Origin of the sequence: Novosphingobium sediminis (assembly GCF_007991615.1) — a bacterium.
Classification (GTDB): domain Bacteria; phylum Pseudomonadota; class Alphaproteobacteria; order Sphingomonadales; family Sphingomonadaceae; genus Novosphingobium; species Novosphingobium sediminis.
In genome coordinates, this window is the sequence record NZ_BJYR01000001.1 from 224,194 (window position 1) to 240,518 (window position 16,325).

Consider the following 16,325-nt stretch of genomic DNA (forward strand, 5'->3'; position numbering starts at 1 on the left):
GAGAGGACACAACAATAATGGCAACTCTGGACCGCTTTGACATCAAGGGCCGCTCTGCGCTCGTCACCGGCGCGGCCTCGGGCATCGGCCTCGCCTATGCCGAAGCGATGGCGGAAGCAGGCGCGATGGTCACGCTGACCGATATCGACGGCGAAGGCGCCGAACGCGAGGCAGCGCGGTTGCGCGAGGCTGGCTGCGAGGTGCGCTTCGACAGGCTCGATGTGTCGGATTTCGATGCCGTCGCTGCTGCTTTCGATACCCACGCCAAGGTCTATGGCGGCCTTGATATCACCTTCGCCAATGCCGGCATCGATACTGGCGCGGGTTTCTGGAATCCGGCCGGGCACCGCAATCCCGATGGTCAGGTCGATACTTACGATCCCAAGCGTTGGGACAAGTCGATCTCCGTCAATCTCTCCGGCGTGTTCTACACCGTGAGCAACGCCGTGCGCGTGATGAAGCAGCCCGGTCGTGCCAATGGCCGCAGTGGCGGGTCGATCATCTGCACCGCCTCCAACGCAGGGCTGGTGACTGAGCCTATCGTCGGCCTGCCTTATATGCCCGCGAAAGCAGGCGTGCTGCATATGGTGCGCGCGCTGGGGCTGGAACTTGCCGAGTTCCGCATCCGCATCAATGCCATCGCACCGGGTCCGTTCGTGACGAACATCGGCGGGGGCTGGCTCAAGAAGGATCCCGTCGCGCGCAAGGCGTGGGACGCCATCGTGCCGCTCGGCGCTGTGGCTGAGACGGATCAACTGAAGCCGCTAGCCCTGCTGCTCGCCTCCGATGCCTCAGACTACATGACCGGCAGCCACGTCGTGATCGACGGCGGCATGATGCTGGGTAAGTACCAGTGAAGCGCGCGGTCCTCCTCGCCGCCGGACTTGCGCTGGCGGGCACCGCCCAAGCCGCGCAGAAGCTGGGCGAATACCAAGCGCAGCGTAGCCCGGAGCAGGTTTACGCATCCGTTTGCGGCTATTGCCATGGCAAGAACGTCGGCCCGGTGATACGGGGCAGGGCACTCCCGGCAGAGGCGGTCGAATACATTGTCCGTCATGGCCAGAACGCGATGCCCGCTTTCCGACCCACCGAAGTCACTCCCGCCGAACTCAAGGCCCTGGCAGCATGGGTCCAGCAAAGCAGCGCAGACCCGAAGGAAAAGGGCCAATGACCGCGAATATCGACCGCCGCTCCCTGCTGGGCGGCGCGGCAGCAGGGGCCGCCGCTGTGGGCCTCGGCACCGGCGCGAAGGCCAAGGCCGTCCTCGCGCCCGGCGTGAGGAAGCGCGATTTTGCGGGCGCGGTTGCTGCCATGCGCAAGGTTGTGGGTGATGAATGGGTCTTCGCCGATCCGGAAGCGGTATCGCCGTGGAAGAAGTCGTACACGCCCGATCCTTATGCAAAGCATGTGCCGGTCGGCGCGGTCTGCCCGGAGAACGTGGAGCAGGTTCAGGCTATCGTGAAGATCGCCAACCAGTTCCGCCAGCCGATCTGGCCGATATCGACTGGCAAGAACATGGGCTACGGCCAGGCGACTACCGCTGCCCCCGGGCAGATGGTGCTGGACCTGAAGCGCATGAACCGCATTCTCTCGGTCGATACCGAGCTGTGCACCGCGCTGGTCGAGCCGGGCGTTACCTATCGCCAGTTGAAGGACTACCTCGTCGAGAACAACATCCCGCTGTGGATCGACGTTCCGACTGTAGGCCCAATCGCCAGCCCGGTCGGCAATACGCTTGATCGCGGCGTCGGCTATACCCCCTATGGCGAGCACTTCATGGTCCAGTGCGGAATGGAAGTCGTCCTCGCGGACGGCGAAATCCTGCGCACCGGCATGGGTTCGACGAAGAACCCATCCGCGTGGCAGGCGTTCAAGTGGGGCTACGGACCCTATCTCGATGGCCTGTTCACGCAGTCGAACTTCGGCGTCGTCACCAAAATGGGCATGTGGCTGATGCCGCAGCCACCGGTCTACAAGCCCTTCGTCGTGCGCCACAAGAAGATGGAGGACGTCGCCCGCATCGTTGAGGCGATGCGTCCGCTGCGGATCGCCAATATCGTGCCGAACGTCGTGCTGATGATGGGCGCGGCCTACCAACTCGCCATGTTCAAGCGGCGCGGCGAGGTTTGGGATCAGCCCACGCCGATCACCGACGAGGCGGTCGCCAAGGCTGCGCACGACAACAACCTCGGCATGTGGAACACCTACATCGCGCTCTACGGCACCGAAGGGATGATCGCCGAAAGCGAGAAGATCGTCCGCGCCGCCTTTGCCGCGATCGACGGCGAGGTGCTGACGCAGGAAGACGTGGGTGACAACCCGTGGTTCCACCACCACGCGACACTGATGCAGGGCGGCCTCAATCTCGACGAGATCGGCCTTGCGCGCTGGCGTGGCGCCAAAGAAGGTGGTGGGGGCGGCGGGCTCGCGTGGTTCGCGCCGGTCGCGCCTGCAAAGGGCAGCGAGACGCAAGGGCAGGTTGAGCTCGCCAAGCAGATCCTCGGCAAGCACGGCTTCGACTACACCGCCGCCTTCGCCATCGGCAGCCGCGAACTGCACCACATCATCGCGCTGCTCTACGACAAGTCTGACCCGGCCGAGGAAAAGCGTGCCGACGATTGCTACCGCGAACTGGTCACGGGCTTCGGCGAGCGGGGCTGGGCGAGCTACCGCACCGGCGTCCACGCGATGGACCTCGTTGCCGAGCAGTTCGGCACGGTGAACCGAGCGTTCAACGCCAAGCTCAAGCATGCGCTTGATCCCAACCACATCCTCGCCCCCGGCAAGTCAGGAATTCTGTGATGATCAGGAAAACGCTTCTGGCGCTGGCGGGCGCCTTGCTTGCCGCCACCTCTGCCAACGCACAGGAAAAGCCGCTCACGGTCGAGACGCTGCGCACCAGCGGCGGCTCGCTGTTCGCGAACATCGCGCTCATCAAGGGCGAGAAGGATGCGGTGCTGGTCGATGCGCCGTTTACCCGCGCCGATGCCTACCGCGTCGTCGCGATGGTGCTCGACAGCGGCAAGCATCTCACCACGATCTTCATCACGCACGATCATCCCGATCACTTCTTCGCGATGGAAGTGCTGCAGGATGCGTTTCCGGATGTGAAGATCGTCGCGCATCCGGTGGTCGCCGCCGATATCTGGCGCTCGCTCCCGTTCAAGGTGAAGCGCTGGTATCCGGTGCTCGGCGTCAACGCGCCGCGCCACCCGACAGCGCCCGCCTCCCTCGAAAGCGATACGATCATGCTGGAGGGCAAGGAGCTCAAGGTGCTCGGCCCCGTGCAGGGCGACCACGTCCACGCTACTGCGCTGTGGGCGCCGTCGATCAAGGCGCTGTTTCCGGGCGATCTTGTCTACAACCAGATGTTCCTGTGGATGGGCGAGCACGATGCCGCCGCCATTGCAGCGTGGGGCAAGGCAAACGACAGCTTCATCGCGCTGAAGCCCGAGATCGTTGTGGCAGGGCACGACAAGCCCGGCACGCCGAACGATGCGTCCGGCCTTGAGTTCACGAAGCGTTACATCACCGAATGGCCCAAGCTGGTCGCAGCTTCGAAGGACAGCGCCGATCTCAGCGCGCGGGTGAAGAAGGCATTTCCGGACGCGGTCGACGTGCTGGGCGATTTCCTGCTCGGCAATTCGGCGCGCGTGGCGAAGGGGGAGCAGGCCGCATGGCAGGAGTAAGCTTCGAGGACAAAGCAGTCCTCGTCACCGGCGGCGCAACGGGCATCGGCCGCGCGGCGTGCGTTGCGTTTGCTGGCGCAGGGGCGAAAGTCATCATCGGCGATATCGATCCGCGCGCCGAGGAGACGGTTGCCATTATCAAGCAGGCGGGCGGAGAGGCTTCGTTCCAGCACGCCAATGTCACCGATGCTGCAGCAATGGATGCGCTCGTGGCGGCCTGCGTGCAGCGCTATGGCCGGATGGACGCAGCCTTCAACAACGCGGGCGTACTCCCCCCGCAGCGCCCGATCCACGAAGTGACGGTGCAGGAAATGAACCTCGCCATCGACGTTGACTTCAAGGGCGTGTTCTTCGCGATGCAGGCTGAAATCCGGCATTTCCTCAAGGTTGGCGGCGGTGCCATCGTCAACACAGCCTCGGTCGGCGCGCTGATCGCCGACCCGAACATGAGCGTCTATTGCGCGATGAAGCATGCGGTTTCTGGTCTGACCAAGGCGGCGGCGGTTGAGTATGCGCAGCAAAACATCCGCGTGAATGCCATCGCGCCGGGGTTTGTTGTTACGCCGATGACGCAGCACTGGGCAGATGACCCGGGCTTCCGCGCCGCGTTCTTTGCCGGCAATGTCAGCGGCCGGGCCGCTCAGCCGGAAGAAATCGCGGGCACCGTGCTGCACCTCTGCTCGGATGCGGCAAGTTTCATCAACGGCGCCACGATCCCCATCGATGGCGGCCAGACGGCACACTAAGGACCATAAGCCATGCGCGCCGCCGTCATGCAGGGCCTGCACAAGCCGCTGATCGTGGAGAACGTGCCCGATCCCAAACCGGGCGAGGGCGAACTGGTGGTCAAGGTCGGCCGCTGCGGCATCTGCGGGTCCGACCTGCACATGACCGAAGACCCGGCCTACGGGCAGGGCGCCGGTTCGATCCTGGGCCACGAGTTTGCGGGTGAAGTGATCGAACTGGGCAAGGGCGTTGAAGGCTTTGCCAGGGGCGATCTCGTTGCCGTCAGTCCGCTGAAAAGCTGCGGCGCCTGCCCGGCCTGCCGCGACGGCAATGTCTCTTGGTGCGAGAAGTTCGGCCTGCAGGGCGGCGGCTATGCCGAATACGCGCTGACCATGCCGAACCAGTGCGTGAAGCTCCCGAAGTCTGCCAGCCTTGCCGATGGCGCGATCATCGAACCACTGGCGGTCGCGCTCCACGGCGTGGCGATGTCGGGTCTGCGCATCGGCGACAAGGTGCTGATCCTTGGCGCGGGGCCCATCGGCCTTGCAACGGCCTTCTGGGCGCGCCGCATGGGGGCAGGGCGCGTGATCGTGCAGGACGTGGCCACCTGGCAGAAGGAGCGTGCCCTCAGCATGGGCGCGCATGATTTCATCGCCGATCGCGAAGACCCGCTTGGCGCTGCGGAACGCGCGCTGGGCGGCAAGGCGGACCTTGTATTCGAATGCGTAGGCGTTCCGGGGCTGATTGCGCAGGCAGTGGAGCAGGTCCGCGCGCGGGGCAGCATCGTGCTGCTGGGCCTGTGCACCGTGCCCGATACCTTCAACAGTTTTGCCATGCTCTCCAAGGAAGTGCGGCTGATCACGTCTGCCTTCTTCACCAGCCACGAATATCACGCCGCGCTCGATGCGCTGGACCGGGGCGCTGCCGAACCGCGTCTCCTCGTTACTGAAACCATCCCGCTCGAGAGTACGCCCACCGTGTTCGAAGCGCTCCGCCGCCGCACCGAGCAATGCAAGGTACTGATCGAGCCGGGCGCCTGAGAAGCTAGCCAGAGGAAAGCCGCAATGAACCTCGCCACCACGATCCCGACAAACGCCATCGAACGCGCGGTATTCGAATGCATGTACCCGACCGAGGCGCTCTATGCTGCGACGACGAACCCGTTGCACCGCGCGATCCTGCTCAATTTCTGGCGGCATGTGCATCTGGAAGGTGCCGGGCTCTATGACGATATCACCGCCAGCGACATGATGATCGACCACCCGGTCTACCGCGTGACCTGGGGTGCCAATCCCGCCGTGATCGAGGGCAAGGACGGCGTGAAGGGCTTCTACAACAGCGTCGGTCAGGCCGTGCTTTGGCATTCCGACGACCGCCTTGCGGTGAACGACTGGGGCATCTGCGACGAGATCACCTTCCACCAGCTGGCCAAGGGCGCTGACCTTTCGGCCATGGGCTATGACGCGACCAAGGCCGATGCGCTCTACCACGTTTCCAGCCGGCAGGCTTTCGTCTGGCCCTATGACGACAAGGCGCGGCTTGCCGGGGAACACCTCTACGAGGATCCGACGAGCGTCCGCATCGAGGAAGTTTCTCCCGATGAGGCGACCACACCAGCCGCCATTCAAGCGATCCACAAGGCCAAGCTGGCTGAATTGGAAGTGCGTTTCGGCCCGCGGTACTGGGTCTATCAGGGCTGAGGGGAGGGTTCCCAGCCATGCGCACGTTCCACGAAAAGCGCGCCTTCGTCACCGGCGGGGCCAGCGGGATCGGGTTCGGCATCGTCAAGGCGCTCGCCAAGCGCGGCGCGTTCGTGGTGATTGCCGATCTCAGGACCGACCATATCGACCGCGCCCTTCGCGAAGTGCGCGAGGCAGGGTTGGCGAGCAGCGTGGCCGCGCTGGCGCTCGACGTGACGGATCGCGCGGCTTTCGCGGCAGTGGCGGAGCGCATGGATATCGAACTCGGCGGGATCGACATACTCGTCAACAATGCCGGTGTCGGCGTCGAAGGGCCGGTGCTCGAAGCCGGTTATGCCGATTGGGATTTCGGCCTTGGCGTCAATCTCGGCGGGGTCGTCAATGGCCTGCAGGCCTTCCTGCCACGCATGATCGAGCATGGGCGGGGCGGGCACGTGGTCAACGTCTCGTCGCTGGCGGCGGCGGTGCGGATGCCGTCAAATTTCGCTATCTATGCTGCGGGCAAGGCAGCGGTTCTCAACCTTTCGGAAAACCTGCGCGAGGAACTGGCGGGCAAGGGCATCGGCATGTCCGTGCTGTGCCCGGCTTTCGTGCGCTCCAACATCCATGAAGCCGCGCTCAATCGTCCGGCGCATCTGCGCGAAGGCAGCGGCTTCACGCAGAGCGAGGCGACTTTGCTGGAGCGGCCGCCGGGCGCCGACTGGATGGACCCCGAGACCGTGGGCGAGATCGTCGCCGAGGGCATCCTCGCGAACAGGCTCTACATCGTTACCCACGGCGAATTTCGGGACAAGATGCGCGAGCGCAATGAAGCGCTCTTGGATGCGGTGCCCGAAGCTGCCTTCCAGTACTAGGCCGCTTTCTCTTCGCGCACCCGCAGCATGGCGAGCGCGGCCATTGCCATCACGATCGCGCCGACGAGCATCGTCCACTTTGGCTCGGTCGGGAAAAAGCTGCGGATCACACCGCCCATGATTGTCGCGACCATGAGCTGCGGCACAACGATGAAAATGTTGAACACGCCGATGTAGATGCCGAACTTGTGCGGCGGCAGGACACGGGTGAGGATCACGTAGGGCATCGCAAGGATCGAGGCCCAGGCTACGCCGACAAAGACCATCGGCAGCAACAGCAGCCACTGATCGCGCAGCACCAGCAGCAGCAGGAAGCCCACACCGCCGCCAAGCAGGCAGGCCGCATGCGTGCGTGCGTTGCCAATCCGCTTGGCGAGGATCGGGAGGAGGAACGCGGCAAATGCCGCGACGCCGTTGTAGAAGGCGAACATCACCCCGACCCAGTCCGCACCCGCGTTGAAGGCGGTGCCCGTCGTGTCGACCGCGCCAAACGCGTATTTGGTCACGACCGGTGTCGTGTAGATCCACATGATGAACAGCGCGGTCCAGGTGAAGAACTGCGCGACGGCCAGCTGCCGCATTTGTGCGGGCATCTGGGCCAGATCGCTCATGATCTCGGCGAGCGCGCCTTTGGCCCGCATGGCGCGCAGCACGATCTGGGCGAGGCCGAACGCCACCAATCCGCCGCCGAGAACATAGAGTTGCTTGTCGAGCCCGAGTTCGCCGACCACGGCAAGCAGTACCGCACCGAACACCAGCCACATCGGCCCGCGCGCGGAATAGACCAGCGGCTGCGAGCCTGGCTCGACATGGCTTTCACCGCCGAAAGCCGCCATCTCCTCCGGGCTGTATTCTCGCACGCTGAAGGCTGTCCACGCCACGGCCAGCACCATTGCGGCCGCGCCGATGAAGAAGCTGAGCCGCACGGAATCCGGCACCACGCCTTCAGGCGCGGTGTTGGCGATGCCGAGGTGCGTGAATAGCGCCGGCAGCACACTGCCGATCACCGCGCCCGCACCAATGAACCAGGTCTGCAGTGCAAAGCCCTGCGCGCGCTGGTCGTCCGGCGTCATGTCGCCGACGAAGGCGCGGAAGGGCTCCATCGCGATGTTGAGCGACGCGTCGAGGAGCCAGAGGAACCCTGCCGCGAGGAGCAGCACGCCTGTTTGCGGCAGACCAAGCAGCGCGAGCGCGGACAGCACCGCACCCGCCACGAAATAGGGCCGGCGCCTTCCGAACCGGCCCCAGGTCCGGTCTGAATAGTGGCCGATCAGGGGCTGGACGATGAGCCCGGTCACGGGGCCAGCGATCCACAGGAAGGCGAGATTGTCTACGCTGCTGCCCAGTGACTGGAAAATGCGGCTGATATTGGCGTTCTGCAGTCCGAACGCGAGCTGGATGCCGAAGAAGCCGAAGCTCACGTTCCACAGTCCCCAGAAGGACTGCTGCGGTTTTTCCCGAGGTGTCACGCTGCTTCTGGCTCCCCCATGCGCCTTGCTGCGCAGGCATTTGCTTTGTTTTCGTGAGCCAACCCTAGGCCAGCATGAAGGCTCGGGCAGCAATGCATACGAATGTCATCCATATGCCTGCATTTTTATGCTGCGGGGCAACTCATCCGCCAGTGCTGCCGCGCACGACCAGCCGGGTGGGCAGGAAGGGGGAGGGCGGCGGCTTGTCCTCGACTTGCGCCATCACCGTTTCGACGAGCGCGACCCCGGCATGGCGCATGTCCTGCATCACCGTTGTGAGCGGCGGCGAAGTAAGACTGGCGGCCGGAATATCGTCGAACCCGACAAGGGCGACGTCGCCCGGAATGGATAGGCCAGCCTCGCCAAGTGCGCGCATGGCGCCAATCGCGATGAGGTCGCTCGCTGCAAAGATCGCATCGAACGGCTTGCCGCTCGCCAGCAGCTTTTTCGCGGCCTGATAGCCCAGCTCCTCTGAGGAAATCGCCGGGACGACGAGATCGGGATCGTGCGTCAGCCCCGCTGTCTCGATCGCACGGACAAGGCCTTCGCAGCGGTTCTTGAACTCCGGATAATGGCTGTCCGCCTGGCCCAGAAACGCGATCTTGCGGCGCCCGCGGGCGAGGAGATGCTCGCCAGCAAGCCGGCCCGCGCCGAAGTTGTCCGAACCGACTGTGGCGCCGATGGTGTCAGGCTCCACCGCGCCCCAGCGAACGAAATGCGCGCCGCTGCGCACCAATTGCCTGAGGCGGCTTTCGTAGAGCGTGTAGTCGCCGTAGCCGAGCAGGATCAGCCCGTCCGCACGGTGGCTGTCCTGATAGCGCTTGTGCCAGTCATCCTCGAGCCGCTGGAACGAAATCAGCAGATCCAGACCGCGCGCTGCGCAGTGCCGGGTGATCGAGCCCAGCATGGCAAGGAAGAACGGGTTGATGCCCGATTCATCCGGCGTCGGATCCTCGAAGAACAGCAGTGCGAGTGTGTTCGAGCGCTGCGAGCGCAGGGAAGAGGCGTTCTTGTCGACCGTATAGCCCAGTTGGCGGGCAATTGCCTCGATCTTCTGGCGCGTGGCGAGGCTGACCGACTTGCTTCCCCGCAGCGCGCGGCTCACCGTCGGCTGCGAAACCCCCGCCAGATAGGCGATGTCGAAACTGGTCGGCTTGTTGGACGGCCTGCGGCCCATCGCTTGCAACCTCCTGCCCCGGTCGCCGCGGTGTGTCCCGACAGTCGACCTATGCGCAACCTACGCATGGAAATGCATGGAAGCAATTGCCCCCTAGGACTCGGCGGTGGATCGCGCAAAAGCGCTGCGGGAGCGTGGCAATTCGGTGTCACTTCAATGTGCTAAGGCCGCGGAATCCCGATGGTATACGTATGCCATATTCGTTCCATCGCGGCCCGGCTCTACCCAGCATCCCGTACTGAACCCGGAAAAACCGCGTTCCGACAACGTCGAGGCCACAATTGGCCGCATGGGGGAGATCTGATTTCCATGGCTAAGCACACCCTTTTTGTAATGGGCAGTTCTGCGATCGCGCTGACCGCTGCCGCTTTCGCCGCTCCTGCCTTCGCGCAGGAAACCACGCCGCAGGCCGCTGAAGCCGCTTCGGGCAACGCCGCAGACGACGGCGCCATCGTCGTCACCGGCTACCGCGCCTCGCTCAATGCCTCGGCCTCGATCAAGCGCGGCGCGCCGACGATCGTCGAAGCGCTTTCGGCTGAAGACATCGGCAAGCTGCCCGACGTTTCGATCGCAGACTCGCTCGCCCGACTGCCCGGCGTCACTTCGCAGCGCCTCGAAGGCCGCGACCAGCGTCTCTCGATCCGCGGCCTCGGCCCGGACTTCGGCACCACGCTGCTGAACGGCCGCGAGCAGGTCACTGTCGGTGACAACCGCGGCGTCGAGTACGATCAGTATCCGGCCGAATTCTTCAAGAACGTCGTTGTCTACAAGGCGCCGACCCCGTCGCTGGTCGCTGCCGGTATCGCCGGTACGGTCGACCTGCGCATGCTGCGCCCGCTTTCGCAGAAGGACCGCATCATTTCGCTGCAGCTGCGCGGCCAGATGAACGGCTCGAAGAAGCTCAACCCCGATGGCAGCCGCTATGGCTACCGCGCTTCGGCGGCCTACGTCGACAAGTTCGCGGATGACACCTTCGGCATCGCCATCGGCGTTTCGGCGACCGATGCGCCTTCGCAGAACGAGCGCTACAACGCCTGGGGCTTCCCCAACAGCGGTTCGGCCGGCGGTGCGCTGCTCCTTGGCGGCGCCAAGCCCTATGTGCAGTCGAACAAGCTGCAGCGCTACGGCGCGGTGGCGACCCTCGAGTACCAGCCGAGCGAGAACTTCCACTCGACCCTCGACGTGCTCTATTCGCACTTCAAGGAAACCCAGCTCCTGCGCGGCATCGAATTCCCGATCGCGCCGGATTGGGGTTCGGGCGCGACTGTCGAGCCGGGCTACAAGGTCAGCAACGGCCTCGTCACCGAAGCGACCATCTCGGGCGTTCATGCTGTGCAGCGTAACGACCGCAACAGCCGCGAAGCCGACAATTTCTCGGTGGGCTGGAACAACCAGGTCAAGCTCAGCGACAAGATCAACCTGAACGTCGACGCTTCCTACAGCCTCGCCAAGCGTACCGACGACCTGCTCGAGACCTACACCGGCACCGGCTACAGCGTGAGCGGTCCCTCGGATACGCTGCATATCTCGGCCAACCCGAACGGCACGTTCAACATCGTTCCGACGCTCAACTACGCCGACAAGTCCATCTTCGGCCTGACCGACCCGCGTGGCTGGGGCTACAACGGCACCAAGGCCGTCGTGCAGGCGGGCTTCCTCAACCGTCCGAAGTTCAAGGACGAGCTGATCTCGCTCCGTGCTGACCTTGACGGCGCGATCGAGGGCGCTGGCCCGATTGCCGGTTGGCAGATCGGCGGCAACTTCAGCCGCCGCAAGAAGACCTCGGCGTTCACCTCGTTCTTCCTGTGCCCCAAGGGCACCGGCAGCAACTGCTCGGTGGACAGCGGCACGACCCAGTTCGCGCCGATCCCGGATGCTGCGGTCATCGGCACCGTGCCGCTCGCCTACCTCGGCGTGCCGCAGATGCTTGCGCTCGATCCGGTCTACCTCGTCAACAACTCGCTGTCCTCGGTTTACGACAACCGCCCGGTTTCGCTGGTGCGTGACAACACCGTCACCGAAAAGGTGTGGACCGCGTACGGCATGATCAAGCTTGACGGCGATGTCGGCGGCAAGAAGCTCACCGGCTCGATCGGCGTGCAGGCGGTCTACACCGACCAAAGCTCGACCGGTTCGATCTCGAACTTTGATGCAGCAACGGGCAACGTGCTGGTTGTTCCCGCCACGGGTGGTGACAAGTTCTGGCGTGTCCTGCCGAGCGCGAACTTCTCGCTCGAGGTCGCCAATTCGACCTTCGTGAAGCTGGCCGCCTCGCTGAGCATGGTGCGTCCGCGCCTTGACCAGGAACGCGTCAACCAGGAACTGAACTTCAACTTCCAGAACCTCGGTTCCAACGACCCGACCCGTCCGTTCTTCCAGTCGACCGGCGGCAACGCGCTGCTGCGTCCCTACAAGGCGGCCAACCTCGACGTTTCGGTTGAGCATTACTTCCCGAAGGGTGGCTACGTCTCGCTGGCGGGCTACTACAAGAAGCTGACCGACTTCGTGAACCCGCAGCGCAACCTGCCGTTCGACTTCAGCGCGGTGGCGGCTTCGCTCCCGGCGTTCATCCGCGATCAGCTCAAGACCACGGTTGGTGTGGTTTCGCAGCCGCTCAACGATGGCGAAGGCTCGCTCAAGGGTGCGGAGTTCACGCTCTCGCTGCCGTTCTCGCTGGTCTCGCCGTCGCTTGACGGGTTCGGCTTCTATGGCAGCGGTTCGTACACCGACAGCACGATCCGCCTGAACAGCGATCCGGCCAACCCGATCACGCTGCCGGGTCTGTCGGACTGGGTGGGCAACGCTTCGGTCTACTACGAAAAGCACGGCTTCCAGGTCCGCGCTTCGTACCGCTACCGCTCGAAGTTCCTCGCCGAGGTCGCCGGTCTTTCGGCCAACCCGACCTACCGCACGGCGAAGGCAGAAGGCATCCTCGACGCCCAGATCGGGTACGACTTCCAGCCCGGTTCGGCGCTTGAAGGCCTCTCGATCCTGTTCCAGGCGCGCAACCTCACCGATCGTCCGTTCATCACGTACCAGAACAACGATACGCGCCAGGTGATCGACTATCAGCGCTACGGCCGCGACTTCTACGTCGGGCTTAGCTACAAGTTCTAATAGCTATGCGGGGTTCGGGCGGATGGCTTGCTGCAAGACCATCCGCCCGGTACCTTCGCGCGATGCCCTATACCTCGATCAAGCACTGGCAGGCTGACCGGCCTTCGGTCGGCCGCGTCAGGATGGCCGTGCCCGCCATGCGCATTGCTGGCTGCGCGGCTTCCATTTCCACCATGTCGCGAGGAGCCTGCGATGAGCAGCACCGACACCAGCGGTAGCGCTAGCGCCACGGGGCCAGTGCGCATCGTCGTGGCAGGTGGCGGCACTGCGGGATGGATGACCGCAGCAGCCTTTGGCCACTTCCTTGATTCCGGCTTCACCGTCACGCTTGTCGAATCCGAAGAGATCGGCACCGTCGGCGTGGGCGAAGCAACGATCCCCCAGATCCGCATGTTCAACCAGGCGCTCGGCATCGACGAGGATGCGTTCATCCGCGCGACGCAAGCGACGTTCAAGCTTGCCATCGAGTTCGTGGGTTGGGGTGCGCCGGGCGAGCGCTACATGCACGCGTTCGGCGATGTCGGCCGCGATGTCGGGCTTTGCGCCTTCCATCACTACTGGTCGCGCGCGCGCCGCCTCGGCATTGCCGGGCCTGCCGGTGACTACGCGATCAACGACGTGGCGGCGCACGCCGGCCGCATGCATCGCGGCGGGCCGCTGACCAGCCGCAACATTCCCGAAATGCCCCACGCTTTCCATTTCGACGCCGGGCTTTATGCGGCATTCCTGCGCCAGTTCGGCGAAGCGCGTGGCGTCAGCCGCCGCGAAGGCAAGATCCAGGAAGTCCGCCAGAATCCGCTGACTGGTGACATCACTTCGCTCGTGCTCGCTTCGGGTGAGGAGATCGCCGGCGACCTCTTCATCGACTGCACCGGCTTTCGCGGCCTGCTGATCGGCGGCACGATGGGCAGCGGTTATGTCGACTGGACCAAGTGGCTGCCCTGCGACCGTGCGCTGGCCGTGCCGAGCGGCCGCGTTGAGGATTTCACCCCCTATACCCGCGCCACGGCGCACGATGCGGGCTGGCAGTGGCGCATCCCGCTGCAGCACCGCACCGGCAACGGCCGCGTCTATTGCAGTTCTTTCATTTCGGACGATCAGGCGGCCGAAAGCCTGCTCGCGCATCTCGACGCACCAGCGCTCGCCGATCCGCGTCCGATCCGCTTCACCACCGGCCGCCGTGCCGAGGCGTGGCGCGGCAACGTGATCGCGGTGGGGCTTTCGAGCGGGTTCCTCGAGCCGCTGGAATCGACCAGCATTCACCTCATCCAATCGGCTATCTCGCGCATCCTGAAGTTCCTGCCCGGCAAGGACCAGACGCAGGCCGCGCGTGATGAATACAACCGCCAGTTCACGTCCGAGATGGAGCGCATCCGCGATTTCATCGTGCTGCACTATCACGTGAACCAGCGGCCCGAGCCCTTCTGGCAGGCTGTTCGCGACATGGCGCTGCCGGACAGTCTCTCCGAGCGGATCGAGCTCTTCCGCGCCAATGGCCATATCTTCCGCCACGGTGACGAACTCTTCAGCGAAGTGGGCTGGTTCCAGGTCATGGCCGGGCAGGGGATCGTTCCCGAACGCAGCCACGCGCTTGCCGAGACGATCGATGTGGCCGATCTCAAGTCCTACCTCGAAACGCTCAATGCGCTCTATCGGCGCGAGGTGGAGCGTTATCTCAGCCATGCGGAATTCATCGCCCGCAATTGCGCCGCGCCGCCGCTCAAGCTGGATGCGGTTGCGTGAAGCGCTGGGCGCGCCTTGCTGTGCTGGCCGCGCTGGCGGCGGCAGCAGCCTCGCCTGCATACGCCGATGTGCCGGTCGAGGCCGTTCGCGCGCGTCCTGCGGCGGGGGAAGTGATCTACTTCCTGCTGCCCGACCGCTTCGAAAACGGCGATCCTGCCAATGATCGCGGCGGCCTCAAGGGGGACCGGCTCAAGACCGGGTTCGATCCGGCTTCGAAGAGCTTCTACCATGGCGGTGACCTCAAGGGCCTGATCCAGCGGCTCGACTACATCAAGGGCCTCGGCGCGACGGCGGTGTGGGTTGGCCCGGTGTTCAAGAACAAGCCGGTACAGGGCGCACCCCGGCAGGAAAGCGCGGGCTATCACGGCTACTGGATCACAGACTTCACCCGCGTCGATCCGCATTTCGGTACGAACGCCGATTTCAAGGCGCTGGTCGATTCGGCCCACGCGCGCGGGCTCAAGGTCTACATGGACATCATCGCCAATCACACGGCGGACGTGATCCAGTACCGCGAGCAGGGCGGTGCCGGCGGCTACCCCTATCGCAGCCGCGCGGACTATCCCTATTCGCGCAAGGGAGGCACATCAGGCACTGCCATCAATCCGGGCTTTGCAGGCGATCAGGATTCCACGGCGGCAAACTTTGCAAGGCTCACCGATCCTGCATTTGCCTACACGCCCTTTGTTCCTGCTGGTGAAGAGCATGTGAAAGTGCCGGATTGGCTAAACGATCCGCTCTATTACCACAATCGGGGCAACACGACCTTTACTGGTGAGAGCAGCCGTTTCGGTGATTTCGTCGGTCTGGATGATCTGTTCACCGAACATCCCCGCGTGCGCGAAGGGATGATCGCTATCTACCGGCAATGGATCGAGGATTTCGGCATCGACGGCTATCGGATCGACACGGCGCGGCATGTCGATCCCGGCTTCTGGCAGGCGTTCATTCCGCCCATGCTTGAAGCCGCCAAGTCCAAGGGTATCCCGAACTTCACCATCTTCGGCGAAGTTGCGCGGGAGGAGCCGAGCAACGGCTACATCGCGCAGTATACACGGCGCGACGGCTATCCGGCAGTCCTCGACTTCGCCTTCGAAGGATCAGTCCGCGCGGCGCTCGGGCAGGGCAAGGGCACCAGCGTGCTCGCCGAACTGTTCGATGGCGACGTGCTGTATGAAGGCGGTGAGCAGGCTGCGCTGGCGATGCCGACGTTCCTTGGCAACCACGACATGGGCCGATTTTCCTCGCTGATCCGGCACGACCGGCCGGGGATCGGTCAGGCTGAACTCGAAGCGCGGGTGCGCCTTGCCCATGTCATGCTGCTCACCCTGCGCGGCTCGCCCGTGATCTATTATGGCGATGAGCAGGGCTTCGTCGGCGACGGCAACGACACCGACGCGCGCGAGGATATGTTCCCATCGCGCACGGCGAGCTACCTCGACAACGCGGTGCTCGATGCCACGCGCCCGGCGGCGGCGGATCACTTCGATCCCGCGCACCCATTCTACCGCATGATCCGCGGACTCGCAGCCCTGCGCGCCGCCCATCCGGCACTGGCGCGCGGGCGGCAGGTCGTGCGCGGATACGAGGAAAAGCCCGGCCTGTTCAGCGTCTCGCGCTTCGATCCCGAGACCGGGGCCGAGTACCTGATCGCGTTCAACACCTCCGATGCGCCGATCCATGCGGCGACGGTGGTTGGCACATCGGCCGAAACTCTTGAGGCGCTGTTCGGCGCATGTCCGGCGCGCGTTGCTGCACCGGGGAGCGTCATGCTCGATCTCCCCGCGTTCGGCAGCGCGGTGTGCCGCCTTATCCCTTCCTCCCCAGGGACCCAGACTACCAAATGACTC

At 64.4% G+C, this 16,325-nt stretch carries 13 protein-coding genes; 11 read left to right on the top strand and 2 right to left on the bottom strand.

What is annotated here, in order from left to right; translation table 11 throughout:
* Positions 1-17: 17 nt before the first annotated feature.
* From NSE01_RS01000 to NSE01_RS01035, 8 genes are read left to right on the top strand one after another with little or no spacing between them, the layout of a single operon-like run.
* Positions 18-857 (top strand): SDR family NAD(P)-dependent oxidoreductase, encoded by an 840-nt coding sequence (locus tag NSE01_RS01000; RefSeq protein ID WP_147157749.1) that lies wholly within the window; start codon positions 18-20, stop codon positions 855-857.
* Positions 854-1,171, top strand: a complete 318-nt coding sequence (locus NSE01_RS01005; protein WP_147157750.1) for a c-type cytochrome — start codon at positions 854-856, stop codon at positions 1,169-1,171. Before NSE01_RS01000 ends, NSE01_RS01005 begins: the two co-directional genes overlap by 4 nt.
* A complete protein-coding gene (locus NSE01_RS01010) occupies positions 1,168-2,802 on the top strand; it encodes an FAD-binding oxidoreductase (RefSeq protein WP_147157751.1) in 1,635 nt (544 codons plus the stop codon). Before NSE01_RS01005 ends, NSE01_RS01010 begins: the two co-directional genes overlap by 4 nt.
* The gene (locus tag NSE01_RS01015; protein WP_147157752.1) at positions 2,802-3,689 is read left to right on the top strand and encodes an MBL fold metallo-hydrolase; all 888 of its coding nucleotides are present in this window, start codon (positions 2,802-2,804) and stop codon (positions 3,687-3,689) included. The genes NSE01_RS01010 and NSE01_RS01015 overlap by 1 nt, the downstream gene beginning before the upstream one ends.
* The gene (locus NSE01_RS01020) at positions 3,677-4,435 is read left to right on the top strand and encodes an SDR family NAD(P)-dependent oxidoreductase (protein WP_147157753.1); all 759 of its coding nucleotides are present in this window, start codon (positions 3,677-3,679) and stop codon (positions 4,433-4,435) included. Before NSE01_RS01015 ends, NSE01_RS01020 begins: the two co-directional genes overlap by 13 nt.
* A 12-nt stretch (positions 4,436-4,447) precedes the next feature.
* Positions 4,448-5,455: an alcohol dehydrogenase catalytic domain-containing protein gene (locus tag NSE01_RS01025; protein ID WP_147157754.1), complete on the top strand. Its 1,008-nt coding sequence runs from the start codon at positions 4,448-4,450 to the stop codon at positions 5,453-5,455.
* Positions 5,456-5,479: 24 nt separating this feature from the next.
* Positions 5,480-6,115, top strand: coding sequence for a hypothetical protein (locus NSE01_RS01030; RefSeq protein WP_147157755.1), 636 nt, complete (start codon positions 5,480-5,482; stop codon positions 6,113-6,115).
* A gap of 17 nt (positions 6,116-6,132) precedes the next feature.
* Complete coding sequence (locus tag NSE01_RS01035; RefSeq protein ID WP_147157756.1) at positions 6,133-6,969, top strand: SDR family NAD(P)-dependent oxidoreductase; 837 nt, start codon at positions 6,133-6,135, stop codon at positions 6,967-6,969.
* Here NSE01_RS01035 and NSE01_RS01040 read toward each other — a convergent pair.
* On the bottom strand, positions 6,966-8,438 hold the full coding sequence (locus NSE01_RS01040; RefSeq protein WP_147157757.1) for an MFS transporter: 1,473 nt from the start codon (positions 8,436-8,438) through the stop codon (positions 6,966-6,968). The genes NSE01_RS01035 and NSE01_RS01040 overlap by 4 nt on opposite strands.
* A gap of 142 nt (positions 8,439-8,580) precedes the next feature.
* Entirely contained in the window at positions 8,581-9,615 is a 1,035-nt protein-coding gene (locus NSE01_RS01045; RefSeq protein ID WP_147157758.1) for a LacI family DNA-binding transcriptional regulator, read from the bottom strand.
* Positions 9,616-9,924: 309 nt separating this feature from the next.
* On the opposite strand from NSE01_RS01045, the gene NSE01_RS01050 reads away from it, so the two are divergent.
* The 3 genes from NSE01_RS01050 to NSE01_RS01060 all read left to right on the top strand — a co-directional run bounded on the left by NSE01_RS01050 (position 9,925) and on the right by NSE01_RS01060 (position 16,322).
* Positions 9,925-12,732 carry a TonB-dependent receptor gene (locus NSE01_RS01050; protein WP_246134969.1) on the top strand — a complete coding sequence of 936 codons (2,808 nt, stop codon included), beginning with the start codon at positions 9,925-9,927 and terminating at the stop codon, positions 12,730-12,732.
* Between the two features lie 192 nt (positions 12,733-12,924).
* Positions 12,925-14,475: a tryptophan halogenase family protein gene (locus NSE01_RS01055; RefSeq protein ID WP_147157759.1), complete on the top strand. Its 1,551-nt coding sequence runs from the start codon at positions 12,925-12,927 to the stop codon at positions 14,473-14,475.
* Entirely contained in the window at positions 14,472-16,322 is a 1,851-nt protein-coding gene (locus tag NSE01_RS01060) for an alpha-amylase family glycosyl hydrolase (RefSeq protein ID WP_371863192.1), read from the top strand. The genes NSE01_RS01055 and NSE01_RS01060 overlap by 4 nt, the downstream gene beginning before the upstream one ends.
* The last annotated feature ends 3 nt before the right edge of the window (positions 16,323-16,325 follow it).

Coding starts and splice junctions, on each gene's coding strand:
- NSE01_RS01055 (WP_147157759.1), top strand. CDS start 12,925: ATGAGCAGCACCGACACCAGCGGTAGCGCTAGCGCCACGGGGCCAGTG.
- NSE01_RS01010 (WP_147157751.1), top strand. CDS start 1,168: ATGACCGCGAATATCGACCGCCGCTCCCTGCTGGGCGGCGCGGCAGCA.
- NSE01_RS01045 (WP_147157758.1), bottom strand. CDS start 9,615: ATGGGCCGCAGGCCGTCCAACAAGCCGACCAGTTTCGACATCGCCTAT.
- NSE01_RS01015 (WP_147157752.1), top strand. CDS start 2,802: ATGATCAGGAAAACGCTTCTGGCGCTGGCGGGCGCCTTGCTTGCCGCC.
- NSE01_RS01020 (WP_147157753.1), top strand. CDS start 3,677: ATGGCAGGAGTAAGCTTCGAGGACAAAGCAGTCCTCGTCACCGGCGGC.
- NSE01_RS01050 (WP_246134969.1), top strand. CDS start 9,925: ATGGCTAAGCACACCCTTTTTGTAATGGGCAGTTCTGCGATCGCGCTG.
- NSE01_RS01035 (WP_147157756.1), top strand. CDS start 6,133: ATGCGCACGTTCCACGAAAAGCGCGCCTTCGTCACCGGCGGGGCCAGC.
- NSE01_RS01025 (WP_147157754.1), top strand. CDS start 4,448: ATGCGCGCCGCCGTCATGCAGGGCCTGCACAAGCCGCTGATCGTGGAG.
- NSE01_RS01030 (WP_147157755.1), top strand. CDS start 5,480: ATGAACCTCGCCACCACGATCCCGACAAACGCCATCGAACGCGCGGTA.
- NSE01_RS01000 (WP_147157749.1), top strand. CDS start 18: ATGGCAACTCTGGACCGCTTTGACATCAAGGGCCGCTCTGCGCTCGTC.